Source organism: Xanthomonas hawaiiensis, assembly GCF_031834635.1.
Taxonomy (GTDB): Bacteria; Pseudomonadota; Gammaproteobacteria; order Xanthomonadales; family Xanthomonadaceae; genus Xanthomonas_A; species Xanthomonas_A sacchari.
In genome coordinates this window covers 984,133-1,003,875 of record NZ_CP115873.1, presented here as the reverse complement: position 1 = coordinate 1,003,875, position 19,743 = coordinate 984,133, and the positions used below count along the sequence as shown (strand labels likewise).

The 19,743-nt window shown below is 67.1% G+C and carries 20 protein-coding genes; 5 read left to right on the top strand and 15 right to left on the bottom strand.

The annotated features are described in order from the left end of the window. The first annotated feature begins 26 nt into the window (after window positions 1-26). From typA to PG878_RS04405, 3 genes are all read left to right on the top strand, one after another. Window positions 27-1,856 (top strand): translational GTPase TypA, encoded by a 1,830-nt coding sequence (gene typA, locus PG878_RS04415; protein WP_010340464.1) that lies wholly within the window; start codon window positions 27-29, stop codon window positions 1,854-1,856. 16 nt (window positions 1,857-1,872) lie between these two features. Next, window positions 1,873-2,358, top strand: coding sequence for a DUF2127 domain-containing protein (locus PG878_RS04410; protein WP_209031949.1), 486 nt, complete (start codon window positions 1,873-1,875; stop codon window positions 2,356-2,358). Between the two features lie 313 nt (window positions 2,359-2,671). Beyond that, a complete protein-coding gene (locus PG878_RS04405) occupies window positions 2,672-4,849 on the top strand; it encodes a ricin-type beta-trefoil lectin domain protein (protein WP_244663387.1) in 2,178 nt (725 codons plus the stop codon). Window positions 4,850-4,942: 93 nt separating this feature from the next. Here PG878_RS04405 and PG878_RS04400 read toward each other — a convergent pair whose 3' ends face one another. Further along, window positions 4,943-6,103 carry a mechanosensitive ion channel family protein gene (locus PG878_RS04400; RefSeq protein WP_209031948.1) on the bottom strand — a complete coding sequence of 387 codons (1,161 nt, stop codon included), beginning with the start codon at window positions 6,101-6,103 and terminating at the stop codon, window positions 4,943-4,945. A 266-nt stretch (window positions 6,104-6,369) separates the two neighbouring features. Further along, the gene (locus PG878_RS04395; protein WP_209031947.1) at window positions 6,370-7,764 is read right to left on the bottom strand and encodes a class II 3-deoxy-7-phosphoheptulonate synthase; all 1,395 of its coding nucleotides are present in this window, start codon (window positions 7,762-7,764) and stop codon (window positions 6,370-6,372) included. 199 nt (window positions 7,765-7,963) lie between these two features. Here PG878_RS04395 and PG878_RS04390 point away from each other — a divergent pair, with 199 nt between their 5' ends. Next, on the top strand, window positions 7,964-10,105 hold the full coding sequence (locus PG878_RS04390) for a TonB-dependent receptor (protein WP_209031946.1): 2,142 nt from the start codon (window positions 7,964-7,966) through the stop codon (window positions 10,103-10,105). A gap of 319 nt (window positions 10,106-10,424) precedes the next feature. Then, entirely contained in the window at window positions 10,425-11,288 is an 864-nt protein-coding gene (locus PG878_RS04385) for an alpha/beta hydrolase family protein (protein ID WP_209031945.1), read from the top strand. Window positions 11,289-11,475: 187 nt separating this feature from the next. Here PG878_RS04385 and PG878_RS04380 read toward each other — a convergent pair whose 3' ends face one another. The 13 genes from PG878_RS04380 to rpsH all read right to left on the bottom strand — a co-directional run bounded on the left by PG878_RS04380 (window position 11,476) and on the right by rpsH (window position 19,674). Further along, window positions 11,476-11,988: a disulfide bond formation protein B gene (locus PG878_RS04380; RefSeq protein WP_043095224.1), complete on the bottom strand. Its 513-nt coding sequence runs from the start codon at window positions 11,986-11,988 to the stop codon at window positions 11,476-11,478. Window positions 11,989-12,194: 206 nt separating this feature from the next. Next, on the bottom strand, window positions 12,195-12,578 hold the full coding sequence (gene rplQ, locus PG878_RS04375) for a 50S ribosomal protein L17 (RefSeq protein WP_010340456.1): 384 nt from the start codon (window positions 12,576-12,578) through the stop codon (window positions 12,195-12,197). A gap of 200 nt (window positions 12,579-12,778) precedes the next feature. Beyond that, the gene (locus PG878_RS04370; protein WP_010340455.1) at window positions 12,779-13,777 is read right to left on the bottom strand and encodes a DNA-directed RNA polymerase subunit alpha; all 999 of its coding nucleotides are present in this window, start codon (window positions 13,775-13,777) and stop codon (window positions 12,779-12,781) included. Window positions 13,778-13,828: 51 nt separating this feature from the next. Next, window positions 13,829-14,458: a 30S ribosomal protein S4 gene (rpsD, locus tag PG878_RS04365; protein ID WP_010340454.1), complete on the bottom strand. Its 630-nt coding sequence runs from the start codon at window positions 14,456-14,458 to the stop codon at window positions 13,829-13,831. A 14-nt stretch (window positions 14,459-14,472) separates the two neighbouring features. Next, entirely contained in the window at window positions 14,473-14,865 is a 393-nt protein-coding gene (rpsK, locus tag PG878_RS04360) for a 30S ribosomal protein S11 (protein ID WP_003470632.1), read from the bottom strand. Between the two features lie 9 nt (window positions 14,866-14,874). Next, window positions 14,875-15,231, bottom strand: coding sequence for a 30S ribosomal protein S13 (gene rpsM, locus PG878_RS04355; protein WP_010340453.1), 357 nt, complete (start codon window positions 15,229-15,231; stop codon window positions 14,875-14,877). A gap of 339 nt (window positions 15,232-15,570) precedes the next feature. Beyond that, window positions 15,571-16,941: a preprotein translocase subunit SecY gene (gene secY, locus PG878_RS04350; protein WP_010340452.1), complete on the bottom strand. Its 1,371-nt coding sequence runs from the start codon at window positions 16,939-16,941 to the stop codon at window positions 15,571-15,573. 7 nt (window positions 16,942-16,948) lie between these two features. Continuing rightward, on the bottom strand, window positions 16,949-17,392 hold the full coding sequence (gene rplO, locus PG878_RS04345; protein WP_010340451.1) for a 50S ribosomal protein L15: 444 nt from the start codon (window positions 17,390-17,392) through the stop codon (window positions 16,949-16,951). Between the two features lie 6 nt (window positions 17,393-17,398). Continuing rightward, window positions 17,399-17,590, bottom strand: a complete 192-nt coding sequence (rpmD, locus tag PG878_RS04340; RefSeq protein ID WP_010340450.1) for a 50S ribosomal protein L30 — start codon at window positions 17,588-17,590, stop codon at window positions 17,399-17,401. Further along, window positions 17,583-18,128: a 30S ribosomal protein S5 gene (gene rpsE, locus PG878_RS04335; RefSeq protein WP_010340449.1), complete on the bottom strand. Its 546-nt coding sequence runs from the start codon at window positions 18,126-18,128 to the stop codon at window positions 17,583-17,585. The genes rpmD and rpsE overlap by 8 nt, the downstream gene beginning before the upstream one ends. 155 nt (window positions 18,129-18,283) lie before the next feature. Continuing rightward, window positions 18,284-18,643 (bottom strand): 50S ribosomal protein L18, encoded by a 360-nt coding sequence (rplR, locus tag PG878_RS04330; RefSeq protein WP_160967017.1) that lies wholly within the window; start codon window positions 18,641-18,643, stop codon window positions 18,284-18,286. An 88-nt stretch (window positions 18,644-18,731) separates the two neighbouring features. Continuing rightward, window positions 18,732-19,259 (bottom strand): 50S ribosomal protein L6, encoded by a 528-nt coding sequence (rplF, locus tag PG878_RS04325; RefSeq protein ID WP_209031944.1) that lies wholly within the window; start codon window positions 19,257-19,259, stop codon window positions 18,732-18,734. Between the two features lie 16 nt (window positions 19,260-19,275). Continuing rightward, window positions 19,276-19,674 carry a 30S ribosomal protein S8 gene (gene rpsH / locus PG878_RS04320; protein WP_010340446.1) on the bottom strand — a complete coding sequence of 133 codons (399 nt, stop codon included), beginning with the start codon at window positions 19,672-19,674 and terminating at the stop codon, window positions 19,276-19,278. Window positions 19,675-19,743 lie beyond the last annotated feature (69 nt).

Genomic DNA, 19,743 nt, shown 5'->3' with positions numbered 1-19,743 from the left:
CCTGGCGCCGGCTGGCCCCCTTTCGCATGTCCATCGAAAATCTTCGCAATATCGCCATCGTCGCCCACGTCGACCACGGCAAGACCACCCTCGTCGACTGCCTGCTGAAGCAGTCCGGCACCCTGTCCGAGCGCACGGTGCTGGCCGAGCGCGTGATGGACAGCAACGACCAGGAAAAGGAACGCGGCATCACCATCCTGGCCAAGAACACCGCCATCACCTGGCAGGGCAACCGCATCAACATCGTCGACACCCCCGGACACGCCGACTTCGGCGGCGAAGTGGAGCGCGTGCTGTCGATGGTGGACACCGTGCTGATCCTGGTCGACGCGATGGACGGCCCGATGCCGCAGACCCGCTTCGTGACCCAGAAGGCGTTCGCGATGGGCTTCAAGCCGATCGTGGTGGTCAACAAGATCGACCGCCCCGGCGCGCGTCCGGACTGGGTGATCGACCAAGTGTTCGACCTGTTCGACAAGCTCGGCGCCACCAACGAGCAGCTCGACTTCCCGATCGTCTACACCTCGGCGCTGAACGGCTATGCCTCGCTGGACGACAGCGTGCGCGACGGCGACATGACCCCGCTGTACGAAGCGATCATGCAGCACGCGCCGAAGCCGGACGTGGACCCGGACGGCCCGTTCCAGATGCGCATCAGCCAGCTGGACTACAACAACTTCGTCGGCGTGATCGGCATCGGCCGCATCCAGCGCGGCGTGCTGAAGAAGAACATGCCGGTGGCGGTGATCGACCGCGAAGGCAAGAAGCGCCAGGGCAAGGTGCTGCAGGTGCTGGGCTTCCTGGGCCTGGAGCGCATCGAGCAGGACAGCGCGCAGGCCGGCGACATCGTCGCCATCTCCGGCATCCAGGAACTGACCATCTCCGACACCGTGTGCGCGCTGGAAGCCCCCGAGGCGCTGCCGCCGCTGACCGTGGACGAGCCGACCATCTCGATGACCTTCCAGGTCAACAATTCGCCGTTCGCCGGCAACAAGGACCTGTCCGGCGGCAAGTTCCTGACCAGCCGCCAGCTCAAGGACCGGCTGGAGCGCGAGACCGTGCACAACGTGGCGCTGAAGGTGCAGCAGTTGGAAGACGCCGACAAGTTCCTGGTCTCCGGCCGCGGCGAACTGCACCTGTCGGTGCTGATCGAGAACATGCGCCGCGAAGGCTTCGAACTGGCCGTGTCGCGCCCGGAAGTCATCATCAAGGAGATCGACGGGCAGCTGATGGAGCCGGTCGAGCAGCTGGTGGTGGACATCGAGGAGCAGCACCAGGGCGGCGTCATGGAGAAGCTGGGCATCCGCAAGGGCCAGCTGAAGAACATGGAGCCGGACGGCAAGGGCCGCGTGCGCCTGGACTACATGATCCCGGCGCGTGGCCTGATCGGCTTCCAGAACGAGTTCCGCACCCTGACCCAGGGTTCGGGCCTGCTGTTCCACGTGTTCGACCACTACGGCCCGAAGGAACAGGGCGCCATCGCCAAGCGCCAGAACGGCGTGATGATCGCCAACGCGCCGGGCGCCACCCCCGCCTACGCGCTGGGTCCGCTGGAAGAGCGCGGCCGCCTGTTTGCCGCCGAAGGCGACAACGTGTATGAAGGGCAGCTGGTCGGCATCCACTCCAAGGACAACGACCTGACCGTCAACGCGATCAAGACCAAGCCGCTGACCAACATGCGTGCCTCGGGCAAGGACGATGCGATCAAGCTGACCCCGGCCATCAAGTACACGCTGGAGCAGGCGCTGGACTTCATCGAGGACGACGAACTGGTCGAAGTCACCCCGAAGGAGATCCGCTTGCGCAAGAAGCACCTGACCGAAAACGAGCGCAAGCGCGCCGGCCGCGCGGGCTGAGCGGCAGCGCACGCCCATGGCCGCCGACAAGGCGTACAACCCGGATCCGCATGCGCATCCGGGCCTGCACCTGATCGCACTGCTGGAGGCCGGCAAGGGCCTGCTCGCGGTGCTGGCGGCCACGGGGCTGGAACTGATGGGTCCGGCCCCGCTGCGCGCGGGGGTGGACCGGCTGATCGTGCGCTTCAGCCTGGACCCGGACCACGGTGCCCTGCCCTCGCTGCTGACCATGATCAACCCCGGCGCGGTGCACCTGGCCGCCGCCGGCATGCTCGCCTACGGCGTGCTGCACATCATCGAGGCCTGGGGCCTGTGGCGCGCCAAGGCCTGGGCCTCGCTGCTGGGCTGCATCTCCGCGGCCATCTACCTGCCGTTCGACGTCTACGCGATCGTGCGCCACCCCGGCTGGGCGTCGTGGGCGGTACTGGCGATCAACCTCGCCGTGGTCGGCATCCTGGCGCGCGACCTGGTGCGGCGCCGGCGGCATCCTCCTTCGGCCTGAGCCGCATCGCCCGATGCGAGAGGCGGGACGCCGCTCCTGCGGCGTGTCGCTCGACACAGCGCATCGCTACCCTGATCTGGCCCAACGCCTGGATGTTGCCTGGCACCAGGCCAGCCGCCACGATTCCCTAATGCCCATCACGCTGCGCATGGACGCATTTCACGCAATGCGATTCCCACTGCGCTAAAGCGTTCATTCGTCTACAGAATCGACCGCACCTGCCGATGCTGTTTTGGCGTAGTTTGGGCGCGTCCGGAACGCGTGCCATGACGGCCAGCCGGCCGATGGCGGAGACTGGCACAAGGGGATTCCAATGCGGTTCGCAGAAGCGATGGGGTGGAGTGTGGCGGCACTGCTGTGCGCGGGCTTGAGCGCCTGCGGCGGTGCGATCGGCGACAAGGGCAGCGCGGCGTCCAACGGGACAAGGCAGCAACCGACGGCCCTGGCTGCAGGCACGGCCGCCACGGCAGCGGCCGCCGTACAGCACGCCGCCCTGTTCGATGCGAAGGACAGCGGTGCGCTGATCCGCTATACCAGCCGCACCCCGAGCGGACACGACGGCGCGTTCGCCCTGTACCCGATCACGGTCAGCGAGGCGCATGCCATCAAGGCCAGCGTCGACGGCACGATGACGTTGCCGACGCCCGACGGAAAGACCCTGCAGATCAGCTATCTGAGCCGGCGCGACGCCAAGGGCGGCATCTGGACCTGGGTCGGACGGGTGGACGGCCAACCGGTGGGCAATGAAGCGGTCATCAGCTTCGGCAAGGACGCGGTGTTCGGATCGCTGGGCACCATCGATGGCATGACCTACCAGCTCACCACGATCGAGGGGAAGCCCTACATCATGGCGGCGGCCAGCGCCGACCTGCATTCCGCCGGAAGCCGTACGGACGGGCGCAAGCTGGCCGATGCGGTCATCCACCTGCCCGCGGGCGACACCGCACAGGGCTATATCGCCGGGTACAGCAGTCTGGCGCAGGTCAACGCGCAGGCGGGCAGCACCTCGACCAACACGATCGACGTGCTGCTCGGCTATACGCCCGGCTATCGGGACTACCGCGGCGGCATCACGGCGATCGACACGGTGCTCACCAATCTGGTGGAGACGGCGAACCTGTCCTTCGCCAACGCCAACATCAACGTGCGCTACCGGCTGGTCGGGACCGTACAGGTCAGTTACCCGGACAACACGTTGAACGACAATACCCTCGACGAACTCACGGGCGTCGGCCAGGCCACCGCCGCGGCGCTGGTGCCGCTGCACGACGCGCGCGATCGCCTTGGTGCCGACATGGTCGGCCTGGTGCGGCGCTTCAACGGTGCCCAGCAGAGCTGCGGTGTGGCCTGGCAATCCGGCGGCACCGATTCGCGCTGGGGTTACGCGGTGATCTCCGACGGCGTGGACGGCGGCTACTACTGCACCCGCGGCACCCTCGCCCACGAGTTCGGCCACCTGCTCGGCTCCGGCCACCAGCACGAAACCGGCCAGGAACCGGGCTTCAATTTCGGCCATCGCAGCGACGTGGGCAGCTTCCACACCACGATGGCCTACGCGATCAACGGGCAAAGCGAGATCCTGGTGTACTCGTCGCCGTCGATCACCACCTGCAACGGGCAACCCTGCGGCGTGCAGGATCAGGCCGACAACGCCCGCGCCTTCCTCACCACGGTGCCCAACGTCGTCCAGTACCGGCAGACCGTGGTGCCGCTGGACGATTCCAGTTCGCCCGGCCAGGTCATGGGCCCCTCCGGCAAATGCCTCGATGTCGCGGGTGGGGCGACCGACAACGCCTCCCCCGTCCAGGTCTGGAGCTGCAACGGGTTCCGCCAGCAGAAGTGGTCGTTCCAGCGCGGCAGCCGCAGCCTGCGCGGCGAAGGGACAGACAAGGTCCTCGACATCAGCGGCGTGAGCCGCGCCAACGGTGCGCCGCTCCAGCTCTATCAATCGCTGAACACGGAGAACCAGGGCTGGCACTTCACCAATGCCTCGCTCATCGCCACCGGCGGCAAGGTATTGGACGTGGTGGCTGCCGGGTCGGGCAACGGCGCGCGGATGCAGCTCTGGGACAACCTCGGCGGCGCCAACCAGCGCTGGTCGTACATTCCCGCGACCGGTGAAATCCGGGTCTCGACCGGACGCTGCCTGGACGTAGCGGAATTCGGCGTGGCCACCGGGACACCGGTCCAGATCTGGGACTGCACCGGCACCAAGAACCAGGTCTGGCAGCTCGGCAAGAACGGATCGATCGTCGGCTACGGCGGCAATTGCCTGGAAGCGGTGAACCTGGCCCAGAACGGCACCGTCGTGCGCATGGCCGCCTGCACCGGCACGAGCGCGCAGGCGTGGCGGATCCGTGGCGAAATCCGCAGCGACCTGAACGGCAAGTGCCTGGATGACTCCGCTGGCGGCGCGCGCAATGGCGCCATCGCGCAGATGTGGGAATGCCTGGGCAACGTCAACCAGCTCTGGGAAGTGCAGCCCAACTGAACAACGCGCATGCCCGGCCATCGGCCGGGCATCCGCGAATCACAGTGCCTGCGCTGCCGACGGTCGAGCGAGCAGCACGGCGCTTCATGCGCTTCATGCCGCACCGCGTTGTCCGGACGCAGGGGCGGCCGCTGCAGCCCCATCCTCGGCGCCCGGCGAACGCATCGCCTCCGAATCGCTGGCACGCACCGGTGGATGCGACAGCCGCACCGGCTCCGGCGCGATTTCCGCGCGCAGCAGCGGCAAGGCGTAGGAATGCTCGCGCACCAGGAAATCCAGCATGCGCTCGCGCACGATGCAGCGCAGGTCGAAGGCATCGCCGGAGTTGCGTGCGCTGACCAGCAGGCGCACCTGGATCGTGCGCTCGCTGGTGTCGGTCACCTGGGTCACGCAGACCCGCCCATCCCAGAGCGGCTCGCTCCTGCAGATGCGCTCCAGTTCGGCGCGCACCTGCGCGATCGGCGTGCGGTAGTCCAGCCACAGGAACGCGGTGCCGAGCAGGTCGGCGCTGTTGCGCGTCCAGTTCTGGAACGGGTTCTCGATGAACCAGGTCAGCGGCACCACCATGCGCCGCTCGTCCCAGATCCGCACCACCACGTAGGAACTGCCGATCTCCTCGATACGGCCCCACTCGCCTTCGACGATGACCACGTCGTCGAGCCGGATCGGCTGGGTCAGCGCGATCTGCAGGCCGGCGATCAGATTGCCGAACACCGGCTTGGCGGCAATACCGGCGACCAGGCCGATGATGCCGGCCGAGGCCAGCAGGGTGGTGCCGATCTGCCGCACCGCCGGGAAGGTCAGCAGCACGATCGAGGTGCCGACCAGGATGATCGTGCCCATCGCCACCCGCGCCAGCACCCGGGTCTGGGTCTGCACGCGGCGCGCGGTGAGGTTGTCCGCCACCTCGATCGGATGGCTGCGCAGGATCGCCGTTTCCAGCGCCGCCACGCCGCGCACCAGCAGCCAGGTCACGCAGCCGATCATGCCGATGTGCAGCAGGTGCTGCAGGTCGGTCAGCGCCTTCTCGTCCAGCGGCGTGGATTCGAGCGCGAAGCTGAGCATCAGCATCGGCAGCAGGAACGCGACCGGCACGCTGACCACGCGCACGATGCGCGCGCGGCGGTAGTCGCGGCCGCGCATGCGCTGGGCGATGCGCAGCAGCAGCCACCAGGCCAGGAAGCCGAGAATCAGCGCGGCGCCGATCGGCAGCGTATAGGCACGCCAAGGCACCCAATGAAGATCGAGGGTCAAGATGCGCTCCTTTGTCGGGGGGAGGAGTCGCGACAGTCTGGCAGCGCGGGGATTAGCGTGATGTCGAGCGCGCACGCTGCGGCGCCAGGCGACGGCCACAGCGGGCGTCGGCGCGCATGCGCGCACCTCTGCGAAATGGGTTGCCAACGGCCGCGAGAGGCCGCCACGCGCAGTGCGTGCAGACGTAATGGCCCCGCACAGGCCTGTGTGTCCAGCGCCGGCGCCGACGCGCACGCTGCGCGCCGGCGCATGCCGCCACCAACCGACTACGCGAGCGGCGTGGCGACGGTACGCCCGTTCTGCTTGCGCACGATCGCCATCGCGATCTCCAGCGACTGCTCGTAGTTCAGCCGCGGATCCACGCTGGAGCGATAGGCGCGCTCGAGGTCGCGCTCGGTCAGTTCGCGCGCGCCGCCGGTGCACTCGGTGACGTCCTCGCCGGTCAGTTCCAGATGCACGCCGCCCAGCCGGGTGCCGGCCGCGGCGTGGATATCGAACGACTGCTCCACCTCGCCCAGGACGTTCTGGTAGCGCCGGGTCTTGTAGCCGTTGCTGGTGCTCTCGGTGTTGCCGTGCATCGCATCGCACACCCACAGCACGCGGCGGCCGTCGCGCTTCACCGCGTCCAGCAGCGGCGGCAGCTTCTCGGCGATCTGCGCCGCGCCCATGCGGTGGATGAAGGTCAGCCGGCCCGGTTCGTCTTCCGGATTGAGCACGTCGATCAGGCGCAGCAACTGGTCCGGCTGCGCCGACGGTCCGACCTTGATCGCGATCGGATTGCGGATGCCACGGAAGTACTCCACGTGCGCGCCGTCCAGCGCCGCGGTGCGCATGCCGATCCACGGATAGTGCGTGCTGAGGTTGAACCAGCCCCACTGCCGCGGCACCTCGCGGGTCAGCGCCTCCTCGTAGGGCAGCAGCAAGGCCTCGTGCGAGGTGTAGAAATCGACGCGATTGAGGTTGTACAGCTGCGCGCCGGACAGGGTCTCCATGAAGCGCACCGCATCGCCGATCGAGGCCACCATCTTCTGGTAGTCCTCGGCCAGCGGCGAATAGCCGACCCAGCTCAGGTTCCAGTACTCGGGATGGTGCAGGTCGGCGAAGCCGCCGTCGATCAGCGCGCGCACGAAGTTCATGGTCATCGCCGAACGCGAGTGCGCGGTGATCATGCGCCGCGGATCGGGCACCCGCGCCTGCGCGGTGAACTCCGGGCCGTTGACCACGTCGCCGCGGTAGCTGGGCAGGGTCACGCCGTCGCGGGTCTCGGTATCGGCCGAGCGCGGCTTGGCGTACTGCCCGGCATAGCGACCCACCCGCACCACCGGCAGGCGCAGGCCGTGCACCAGCACCAGGCTCATCTGCAGCAGCACCTTGAGCCGGTTGGAAATGGTGCCGGATTCGCAATCGTTGAAGTTCTCCGCGCAATCGCCGCCCTGCAGCAGGAAGCGCTTGCCCTCCTGCGCCTCGGCCAGTTGCTTCTTCAGCGCGAAGATCTCCCAGGACGTGACCAGCGGCGGCAAGTGCCGCAGTTCCGCCAGCGCGGCCTCCAGCGCCTGCGGGTCCGGATACACCGGCATCTGCAGCGCCGGCCGCTCACGCCAACTGGCAGGTGACCAGGACGGCGAGGTGGAGGCGGACACGGCGGCGGGCGACAGATTCATGAAAGGACTCCTTGGCAGTGTGCGATGTTCGCAGAGCCGGGGCGCGCCGCATAGCGCCGCATCCCGGTCACGCTGGCAGCGCCGCGACATGAACGGCAAGCAACACCGCGACGCCACCATGACTTCCGGCCTACGCCGGCGTTTTTGCGAAAGCACACTGTTATTAAGTAACAATTCCTCCCCTTCGGTTCGCCTCGCCATGACACGTCGTCCCCTCTCCTCCGCCATCGCCCTGGTCCTGCTGGTCGCCCCGGGCCTCGCCCTCGCCGCAGACGCCACCGCCGACAGCACCGCTGCCGCCGAACCGACCGTCGATCTCGATCCGGTCACCGTCACCGCCAAGCTGGAAGCCGCGCGCAACGCGCTGTCGCCGGACATCGGCAGCAGCCAGTACGCGATCAGCGCCGAGGACATCGCGCGCCTGCCGCTGGGCGCTTCCACCCCGCTCAACCAGGTGCTGCTGCAGGCACCGGGCGTGGTCCAGGATTCCTACGGCGGCGTGCACGTGCGCGGCGACCACGCCAACCTGCAGTACCGCATCAACGGCGTGATGATCCCCGAATCCATTTCCGGCTTCGGCCAGACCCTGGACCCGCGCACGATCAAGAACATCCGCCTGCTCGACGGCGCGCTGCCGGCGCAGTTCGGCGACCGCACCGCGGCGGTGGTCGACATCACCACCAAGAACGGCGTGGAACTGGGCAACGGCGGCAGCGTCGGCATCACCGGCGGCTCCTACGGCACGCTCAACCCCAACGCCTCGTGGTGGGGCAGCGAAGGCCGCTTCAGCTGGTTCGCCAGCGGCAACTACCTGCAGAACCGCATCGGCATGGAGAACCCGACCGACAGCGACAACCCGATCCACGACAAGACCCACCAGGGCAAGGGCTTCGCCGACCTCAGCTACCTGCTGAACGAGAACACCCGGCTCAGCCTGCTGGTCGGCTACGCCAACAACCGCTTCCAGATCCCCAACAACCCGGGGCAGACGCCGGCGTTTACCTACCAGGGCACCAGTACCTTCGATTCCTCCCAGCTCGACGAGAACCAGCGCGAGAACACCCGCTTCGGCACCCTGGTGCTGCAGGGCGCGCTCGGCGACACCAGCTACCAGCTGTCGGCCGGCCAGCGCTACAGCAGCGTCGCGTTCTCCCCGGACATCGCCGGCGACCTGATCTTCAACGGCATCGCCTCGCAGGTGCAGCGCGCCAACCGCGCCAGCACCCTGCAGGCCGACTTCTCCACGCCGTGGGGCAGCACCCACACCCTGCGCTACGGCGTGTACGGCAACTTCGAACACGCCAACGCCAGCAACAACGCCTATGTGTTCCCGGCCAACGACGACGGCAGCCAGAGCAGCGACGTGCCGCTGTTCATCCCCGACAGCAGCCGCTTCCACGCCAGCACCTACGCGGTGTACCTGCAGGACGAATGGCAGCCGAGCGACGCCTGGACCATCAACTACGGCGTGCGCGGCGACCGCTACAAGGCCTTCGGCACCACCGAGGGTCAGCTCAGCCCGCGCCTGGGCGTGGTCTGGCACGCCAGCGACAGCACCACCCTGCACGCCGGCTATGCGCGCTACTTCACCCCGCCGGCCACCGAGCTGATCTCCACCAGCGACATCGCCCTGTACGACGGCACCACCAACCAGCAGTCGCCGAACGGCGCCTCGACCAAGCCGCTGAGCGAGCGCAGCGACTACTACGACCTGGGCATCTCGCAGATGGTCGGCGACCACCTGACCCTGGGCCTGGACACCTACTACCGCAAGGCCGACCGTCTGCAGGACGAAGGCCAGTTCGGTGCCGCCTACGTCTACTCCACCTTCAACTACCGCTACGGCCGCATTCGCGGCGCCGAGTTCAGCGCCGACTACAGCAACGGCCCGATCAACGCCTACTTCAACGCCGCCTACAGCAAGGCCATGGGCAAGCAGGTGATGACCAGCCTGTACAACTTCGACCCGGATGCGCTGGCCTACGCCAACGACCACTGGATCCACCTGGACCACGACCAGAAGCTGACCTCCTCCGGCGGCATCAACTACGCCCTGGCCGAGGACAGCCGCATCGGCGCCGACTACCTGTTCGGCAGCGGCCTGCGCACCGACGCCGACGGCGTGCCCAACGGCGGCGAGTTGCCGGCGTACTTCCAGCTCAACCTCAGCGCCGGCCACGACTTCGCCCTGGCCAGCAGCCACCCGCTGCACGCGCAACTGGCGGTGCTCAACGTGCTCGACCGCCACTACCAGTTGCGCGACGGCGGCGGCATCGGCGTGTTCGCGCCGCAGTGGGCGCCGCGCCGCGGCGTCTACCTGAGCCTGCAGCAGGACTTCTGAGCAAGGCCCGGACGGCGGCCTGCGGCATGTCGACCGACGTGCCGCAGGCCGCAACACGATGGACGACGGCGGTTGTGGCGGACGGATGCGGGCGCAACGGCCGCCGGGAAGCGGCTCCCGATCGGTCGAGGAGCGGCCGCCAATCGCCCGGTAAGATGCATCCGGAATATCCGACCAAGGCACGTCCAGCAATACAGCGAAGCCGCGCGCCGCGTCGTGGCCGCGGGATCGCCCAGCGGAGGCAGGGCCACACGGCACGCCGATCGCACACGAACCGCCACGACGCGTCGCCACGCCCCCGGCCAGGCAGGTTTCGCACATGCGCAAGCACTTGTTCGCCGCCTTCGCGGCCACCCTCCTCGCCTTCGCTGCGCCATTGCCGGTGCACGCCGAACGCGTCGCGGACTTCCGGATGCCGGTGGTCGTGGAAGGCGTCGACTACGATCTCGCCGCACGCGTGTACCGCCCCACGGGCCCAGGTCCGTTCCCGCTGATCGTCATCCACCACGGCACGCCCGCGGACAAGCGCAAGCTCGCCGACACCCGCCTCGGCTTCGCGCGCGCCGCGCGCTGGTTCGTCGCCCGCGGCTACATGGTGGTGCTGGCGCTGCGGCCCGGCTATGGCAGCTCCAGCGGCAGCTACCTGGAAGGCGCAGGCAACTGCCACGACGTCGATTTCGTCGTCGCCGGGCGCAAGATCGCCGCGGCCGAGGCGGCGATCGTCGACGCCGTCGCACGTCTTCCCGACGTGGACCCGCAGCGCATCGTCGTGGTCGGCCAGTCCGCCGGCGGCCTCGGCGCGGTGGCGCTGGCCGATGCGCCGCCACCCGGCGTGCGCGGCGTCATCAGCTTCGCCGGCGGGCGCGGCAGCAACGGCAAGGAGGTCATCTGCGCCGGCGAGGACCGCCTGGTCGAGGCGGAGAAGACCCTGGGCGCGGCCAACACGCTGCCGCAACTGTGGCTGTACGCCGAGAACGATCACTTCTTCCGACGCGAACTGGCGCACCGCATGCATGCCGCCTACCGCGCCGGCTCGACGCCCCCGGTGACCTTCGTCGATCTGCCGCCATTCGGCGACGATGGCCACAAGACCTTCGCCCAGGCCGACCCGTCGGTGTGGGCACCACCGGTGGCGGCTTTTCTCGCCCAGGTCGTGCCGCAGGCGGCCGGCGCGTCGCGCTGACGCCCAGACAGCAGCTCACAGTCGACAGCGGCGCCAGACAACCAGGCCGGCAGGATCAGATGGCCAACCACTGCGCGACAGCTGCAAGCGCCAGCCCTTCCCGTCGCAACTGCTGCAACGCCCAGCGGCGCTGCCGCTGGGCTCCGTCGCCGTCAGGCTGGGCGATCGACGCGCCGCAGGTGCAGGCTCAGATCAACGTGCGCTTGCGGCTCTTGAACCCGGCATAGAGCGCGAACACGGCCAGCAGCACGAAGCAGATCAGGCACCACATCGGCATCGACAGGCCAAGGAAACGCCAGTCGATGTTGCCGCAGTCGCCGGTGCCGGTCAGCACCCGGCGCAGCACCTCGAACGGCCCCATGGTCTCGCGCAGGAAGCTCAGCGGCGGGCCGCAGGACGCCATCGGATCCGGGAACAGTTGCACCGAGACGTGCTTGGTGGAGATACCGGCGCCCACGAGCGCGGCCAGGAACGCCAGGACGCCGTAGATCTTGCGCCCGCCAGCGCTGCGCGGCCCATGCAGGGCACCGAGCAGGAACAGCACGCCCAGCGCGGCGAAGGCGATGCGCTGGAAGATGCACAGCGGGCACGGCTCGATGCCCAGCTGCAGCTGCACGAAGATCGCATAGCCCAGCAAGCCGGCGCAGATCAGAAAGCCGAGCAGGAACTGCGCGCGGAAACCCCAACGTAACGGATTCATCGGACTCGAACTCGCATCGACGATCCGCGCATTATCCGCGATCGTGCGCGCCATCACCATGTGTCATGGCGCTGTCGGCCGCCTCAGCCGGCGCCGCGACCACGCTCTACCAATCCCCAATCCCCAATCCCGACTCCCAAATGCCCGCCCCAAAAACAAAAAGCCCGGACATGCCGGGCTTCTTGCTTGCTGCAGGGGCGGACCGATTACTCGGCCACTTCCTCGGCCACGGCCGGGCGGTCGACCAGCTCGACGTAGGCCATCGGCGCGTTGTCGCCGGCGCGGAAGCCGCACTTGAGGATGCGCAGGTAGCCACCCGGGCGCGCCTGGTAGCGCGGGCCCAGCGTGGTGAACAGGGTGCCCACGGCTTCCTTGTCGCGCAGGCGGGCGAACGCCAGGCGGCGGTTGGCGACGTTGTCGACCTTGGCCAGGGTGATCAGCGGCTCGGCGACGCGGCGCAGTTCCTTGGCCTTCGGCAGGGTGGTCTTGATCAGCTCGTGCTTGATCAGCGACGCCGCCATGTTCTTGAACATCGCTTCGCGGTGAGCACTGGTGCGGCTGAACTTGCGGCCGGATTTCTGGTGACGCATGGGTTGGGATTCCTATGGAAGAGTGTGACTGTTGGAGATCGCTGTCGCCGTCCTGGCGTTGAATGTGGACTGCGGATGGTCCGTGCCGGCCGTCCCTGACCGGGCGACGCCGCGGGCTTGGCGACCCGTCGACGTGGTGACGCAGATGGAGCTCACGACACGCGGCCGATGCCTTGCGGCACCGGCCGGATGCGCAACACTCAGCCGAGCATGCCGTGCTGGGCGACGCCGGCCGGCGGCCAGTTCTCCAGCTTCATGCCGAGCGACAGGCCACGCTGGGCCAGCACTTCCTTGATCTCGGTGAGCGACTTCTTGCCCAGGTTCGGGGTCTTGAGCAGCTCCACTTCGGTCTTCTGGATCAGATCGCCGATGTAGTAGATGCTCTCGGCCTTCAGGCAGTTGGCCGAACGCACGGTCAGTTCCAGATCGTCGATCGGACGCAGCAGCACCGGATCCACGCCGTTGCTGGCCGGCTTGGCCGCGCCACGGTCGCGATGGGTGAAGTCGCCGAACACCGACAGCTGGTCGCTGAGGATGTCGGCGGCGGTGCGCACGGCTTCCTCGGCATCGATCGTGCCGTTGGTTTCGATATCCAGGACCAGCTTGTCCAGGTCGGTGCGCTGTTCGACGCGGGCCGACTCGACCGCGTAGGCGACGCGGCGCACCGGCGAGAACGACGCGTCCAGGACCAGGCGGCCGATGGTGCGGGTCTCTTCGTCCGGACGGCGACGCGCGGCGGCCGGCTGGTAGCCGAAGCCACGCTCGATCTTCAGACGCATGTTGATCGCCGTGTCCTTGGTCAGGTGGCAGATCACGTGGTCGTTGTTGAGGATCTCGACGTTGTGGTCGGTCTTGATGTCGGCGGCAGTGACCGTGCCCGGACCCTGCTTGGACAGCGACAGCGTGGCGCTGTCACCGGTATGCATGCGGATGGCCACGTCCTTGAGGTTCAGCAGGACTTCCAGCACGTCCTCCTGCAGCCCTTCGACCGTGGTGTACTCGTGCAGCACGCCGTCGATCTCGACTTCGGTGATCGCGAAGCCGGGAATCGAGGACAGCAGCACGCGACGCAGGGCGTTGCCCAGCGTATGCCCATACCCGCGCTCCAAGGGCTCGATCACGACCTTGGCGCGGTTGTCGGTAAGGCGTTCGATCTGCGGCCCACGCGGGCGCAGAACCTGGTTGGCGGTAACCGTCATGTTGCGGGTTCTCCTGACGAGCCTCCGTGGACCGGAGGCTCTCCGATGTGATTACTTCGAATACAACTCGACGATCAGCGCTTCGTTGATGTCGGCAGGCAGGTCCGCACGGTCCGGCACGGCCTTGAAGATGCCGCTGAACTTCTTCGAATCGACCTCGACCCACGACGGGTTCAGGTCATGCGTTTCGGCAACGGTCAGCGCTTCCTGCACGCGAAGCTGCTTCTGCGCCTTTTCCGACAGGGCGATCGCGTCGCCGGCCTTGACCTGGTACGAGGCCAGGTTCACCGACTTGCCGTTGACCAGCACGCCACGGTGCGACACCAGCTGGCGCGCGGCCGGACGGGTGACGGCGAAGCCCATGCGGTAGACGACGTTGTCCAGGCGGGTTTCCAGCAGCTGCAGCAGGTTCTCGCCGGTGTTGCCCTTCTTGGTCGAGGCCTTCTTGTAGTAGTTGCGGAACTGACGCTCCAGCAGGCCGTAGATACGCTTGACCTTCTGCTTCTCGCGCAGCTGGGTGGCGTAGTCGGACAGCTTGCCCTTGCGGGCGGTCGCGCCGTGCTGGCCGGGCTTCTGCTCCAGCTTGCACTTGGAGTCCAGCGCACGCGCCGGGCTCTTGAGGGAAAGATCGGCGCCTTCGCGGCGCGCGAGCTTACAGGTAGGACCGATATAACGAGCCATTTCTTATCGCTCCTTTAGACGCGACGCTTCTTCGGCGGACGGCACCCGTTGTGCGGGATCGGCGTCACGTCGATGATGTTGGTGATCTTGTATCCGACGTTGTTCAACGAACGGACGGCGGACTCGCGACCCGGACCCGGGCCCTTGATGCGCACTTCCAGCGACTTCACGCCGTAGTCGAGCGCAGCGCGCCCGGCCTTCTCGGCGGCCACCTGCGCCGCGAACGGCGTGGACTTGCGCGAACCGCGGAAACCGGCGCCACCGGAGGTCGCCCAGGACAATGCATTGCCCTGACGGTCGGTGATGGTCACGATGGTGTTGTTGAACGAAGCGTGGACGTGGGCGACGCCGTCGGTGACGACGCGCTTGATCTTCTTCTTGGTCTTTGCTGCTGCGGGCTTAGCCATGTCGGTCCCTTACTTCTTGATCGCCTTGCGCGGACCCTTGCGGGTGCGGGCGTTGGTACGGGTGCGCTGACCGCGCAGGGGCAGGCCACGACGGTGACGCAGGCCGCGGTAGCAGCCCAGGTCCATCAGTCGCTTGATGGCGATGCCGATTTCGCGACGCAGGTCGCCTTCGACGATGTACTTGCCGACTTCGAGACGCAGGCGCTCGATTTCCGGCTCGGACAGGTCGCGGATCTTGGTGGTCGAGGTCACGCCTGCGGCTTCGCAGACCTTCTTCGAACGGGTACGGCCGATGCCGTAGATGCTTTGCAACCCGACCCAGACGTGCTTCTGGGCTGGCAGGTTGACGCCTGCAATACGCGCCATGACGCGGTTCTCCAACTGAGTGATGGCCCGACGGCGCACCACGGCGCCATCCGGCAGGATGGATCAAAAAGTGAACTTGTAAGTCTAGCAAGGTCTCGGGTTACATGGAAGCCCGCGGAACCGCAAGGTTCCGCAAGCCCGGCATGGGGAGTGTGCCCATGCTCCGGCGCCGGACGTCGTTGGCAGGGAGAAACCTCCACCCTGCCGCCCGCGCTACTCCAGCGCAGGACCACCACGTCTCACCCGCGCACGAGACCGCTGCACGGGCCGCCCTTCAAGTCGGAAGACTGCGCCCGGGAGCCGGGGCGTCTTCGCGGAAGGATTCAAACAGTATAGCAATCAACCGCGGGCAAAACCGCCGCCGCGCGAGCCACCCTTGAGGTTGGCCTTCTTCAACAGGCTTTCGTACTGGTGCGACATCAGGTGCGCCTGGATCTGCGCGATGAAGTCCATCACCACCACGACCGCGATCAGCAGCGAGGTGCCGCCGAAGTGGAACGAGGTGCCGAGCTGGGCACGCATCACTTCCGGCAGCAGGCACACGATCACCAGGTACACCGAACCGGCCGCGGTCAGGCGGGTCAGCACGCCGTCGACGTAGTCTGCGGTGGCCTTGCCCGGACGGATGCCCGGAATCAGCGCGCCGGACTTCTTCAGGTTGTCCGCGGTTTCCTGCGAGTTGAACACCAGCGCCGTGTAGAAGAACGCGAAGCCGATGATCAGCGCGGCGAACACGATCATGTGCACCGGCTCGCCCGGGCCGAGCGCATTGGCGATGCGCTGCAGCACGCTGCCGAAGGTGCTGTTGGAGGCAGCCTGGCCCGACCACATCGACAGCGTCGCCGGGAAGGCGAGGATGCTCGAGGCGAAGATCGGCGGGATCACGCCGGCCATGTTGAGCTTCAGCGGCAGGAACGAGGTCTGGTTCATGTACGCGTTGCGGCCGCCCTGGCGGCGCGCGTAGTTCACCGTGATCCGCCGTTGTCCGCGCTCGACGAACACCACGAACAGGGTGAAGGCGAGGATGGTCAGCACGATCAGCAGCAGCGCGATGAAGCTCATGTTGCCGTCGCGGAAGGCCTCCACGGTCTGGATCGCCGCCGCCGGCAGGCCGGCGACGATGCCGGCGAAGATGATCAGCGAGACACCGTTGCCGATGCCGCGCTCGGTCACCTGCTCGCCGACCCACATCAGGAAGATGGTGCCGGCGGTCAGCGCGATCACCGCGGTGAGCACGAAGCCCATGCCGGGGGCGTACACCACCGGCGCGCCGCCCGGTGCGGTCTGGTTCTGCAGCGCCAGGGCGATACTGCCGCCCTGCACCACCGCCAGCAGCACCGCGCCGATGCGCGAATACTGGGTGATCTTGCGCCGGCCCGACTCGCCTTCCTTCTGCATCGCCTTCAGCGACGGAAAGATGTGCGTGGCCAGCTGGATCACGATCGATGCCGAGATGTACGGCATCACGTTCAGCGCGAAGATGCTGAAACGGTGCAGGGCGCCGCCCGAGAACATGTTGAACATGTCCACGATGCCGCCGCCCTGCGCCTGCATCAGCGCAAGCATGGCTTCGGGATTGACGCCCGGCACCGGCACGTAGCAGCCGATACGGTAGACGATCAATGCGCCGATGACGAACAACAGGCGCTGGCGAAGTTCCGTGAACTTGCCGAGCCCGCCGCCGAGATTCCCCATGCCAGCCTGCGCCATCTGCGTGTTACTCCTGCACGCTGCCGCCGGCAGCTTCGATTGCCGCCTTGGCACCGGCGGTCGCGGCAACGCCCTTCAGCACGAACTTCTTGGTCAGTTCGCCCTTCAGGACCACCTTGGCCTTCTTCGCGGTGCTCGGGACCAGCTTCGCGGCGCGCAGCGCGGCGAAATCGATCTCGCCGGCCGGCAGGTTGTCGAGCTGGTAGGACAGCACTTCGGCGGTGTCCTTGGCCATCTTCGAACGGAAGCCGATCTTCGGCAGACGACGCTGCATGGGGGTCTGGCCGCCTTCGAAGCCGGCCTTGATCTTGCCGCCGCCCTTGCGCGCGAACGAACCCTTGTGGCCACGGCCGGCGGTCTTGCCCAGGCCGGAACCGATGCCGCGACCGACGCGGGTGCGCTCGGTACGCGCGCCCGGCGCGGGCTTCAGATCATTCAGATGCAAAGTCATGGTCGATTACTCCTCAACCTGGACGAGGTACTGAACCTTGTTGATCAGGCCGCGCACTTGCGGGCTGTCCTTCAGTTCGCGCACATCGTTGAGCTTGTTCAGGCCCAGGGCACGCACCGACAGGCGGTGACGCGACTGGGTACCACGCAGGCCGCGCACCAGGCGCACCTTGACGGTCTTGGTGGATTCATTAGCCATGGGTCAGATCCTCCACCTTCTTGCCGCGCTTGGCCGCGATGCGGGCCGGCGACTGCATGTCTTCCAGGCCGCGCAGCGTGGCGCGCACCAGGTTGATCGGGTTGCGCGAACCGACGGCCTTGGCCAGCACGTTCTTCACGCCCACCGCTTCCAGCACGGCGCGCATCGCGCCGCCGGCGATCACGCCGGTACCTTCCGAGGCCGGCATCATGAACACGCGCGCCGCGCCGTGGCCGGACTTCACCGGGTGCCACAGGGTGCCGTTGTTCAGATCGATGTTGAGCATGCCCTTGCGCGCATACTCCATCGACTTCTGGATCGCGACCGGCACTTCGCGCGCCTTGCCGTAACCGAAGCCGATCTTGCCGTTGCCGTCGCCGACCACGGTCAGCGCGGTGAAGGTGAACTGGCGACCGCCCTTGACCGTCTTGCTGACGCGGTTGACCGCGACCAGCTTCTCGATCATGCCGTCGTCGACTTTCTCTTCGCGGTTGCGGTCGCGATCACGACCCCGCGGTGCACGCTGTTCTTCAGCCATTGTGATGTCCTTGATAGAGGAAAAGATTTACGGCTTCGTTGCCGCTTGTGGTTGTGGTCTGGAGCCGTGTTCCCCGGGCGCGCGCAGAAGGCGCGCCAAGGTCCGATGCAACCCGCATCGGCGGGACGGGCGCGGCATCGCCGCGCCCGCAAGGATCAGAACTGCAGGCCGCCTTCGCGCGCGGCGTCGGCCAGCGCCTTGATGCGGCCGTGGTAGCGGTAGCCCGAGCGGTCGAAGGCGACCTTCTCGACGCCCGCGGCCTTGGCGCGCTCGGCGATCAGCTTGCCGACCTTGGCGGCGGCGTCGCTGTTCTTGCCGTTCTTCAGGCCGTCCTTGACGTCGGCCTGCAGGGTGTTCGCCGCGGCGAGCACCTTGGAGCCGTCGGCGGTGAAGACCTGCGCGTACAGGTGCTGGCCGGTGCGCAGCACCGACAGGCGGGCGACGCCGAGCTCACGGATGTGGGCGCGGGTCGACTTGGCGCGACGCAGGCGGGCGATGTTCTTGTTGATGGTCATGTCTGTGTCCTAGGAAAGCTGAAGGAAGCGAGGCGTTCGTTCGGGACGCCGGCCTCGCGAGGCCGGAATCCTGATGGAAGCACCGGGCTTAGGCCTTCTTGGCTTCCTTGCGAATGATGGCTTCACCGGCGTACTTCACACCCTTGCCCTTGTAGGGCTCCGGCGGACGGAAACCGCGGATCTTGGCAGCGACTTCGCCGACGCGCTGCTTGTCGGCGCCCTGCACCACGATCTCGGTCTGGGTCGGAGCGGCCAGGGTGATGCCTTCCGGCGCACTGAACACGATCGGGTGCGAGAAACCGAGCGCCAGGCTCAGGTCCTTGCCCTGCATCGTGGCACGGTAGCCGACGCCCACCAGCTCGAGCTTGCGCTCGAAGCCCGCGGACACGCCCTGCACCATGTTCGCCAGGATGGCGCGAACGGTGCCGGTGATGGCGATGTGCGACGGATCGTTCGCCGACAGCGTGGCGACACCGTTTTCCTGCTTGATTTCGACGCCGGCCGGCTTCGGCAGCGACAGGTTGCCCTTCGGGCCCTTGACGCTGACCTGATCGGCCTGGACGGTGAGTTCGACGCCCTTCGGGAGGGAGATCGGCTTCTTGGCTACGCGGGACATGTGAGTGCTCCTTCCCTTAGGCCACGAAGCACAGGACTTCGCCACCGACGCCGGCCTGACGGGCCTGCGCATCGGTCATGATGCCCTTGGACGTGGAAATGATGGCAACGCCCAGACCGCCGAGAACCTTCGGCAGCTCGGTCTTGCCGCGATACTGGCGCAGACCCGAACGCGAAACGCGCTTGAGCGTATCGATGACCGGACGGCCCTCGAAATACTTCAGCACGATTTCCAGTTCGGACTTGTTGTTCTCGATCGCGTTGACGCGCAGATCGCTGATATAGCCTTCGGCCTTCAGCACTTCCGCGATCGCAACCTTGATCTTGGAGGACGGCATCTTCACCGTCGGCTTGCCAACCGCGGCCGCATTCTTGATGCGGACCAGCAGGTCGGCGATGGGATCAGTCATGCTCATGGTGTCTACCTTTGAGTGCACCGATATCCGCTTTCGCGAAAATCTTGTGTGGTGGAGCGGTGGAATGAC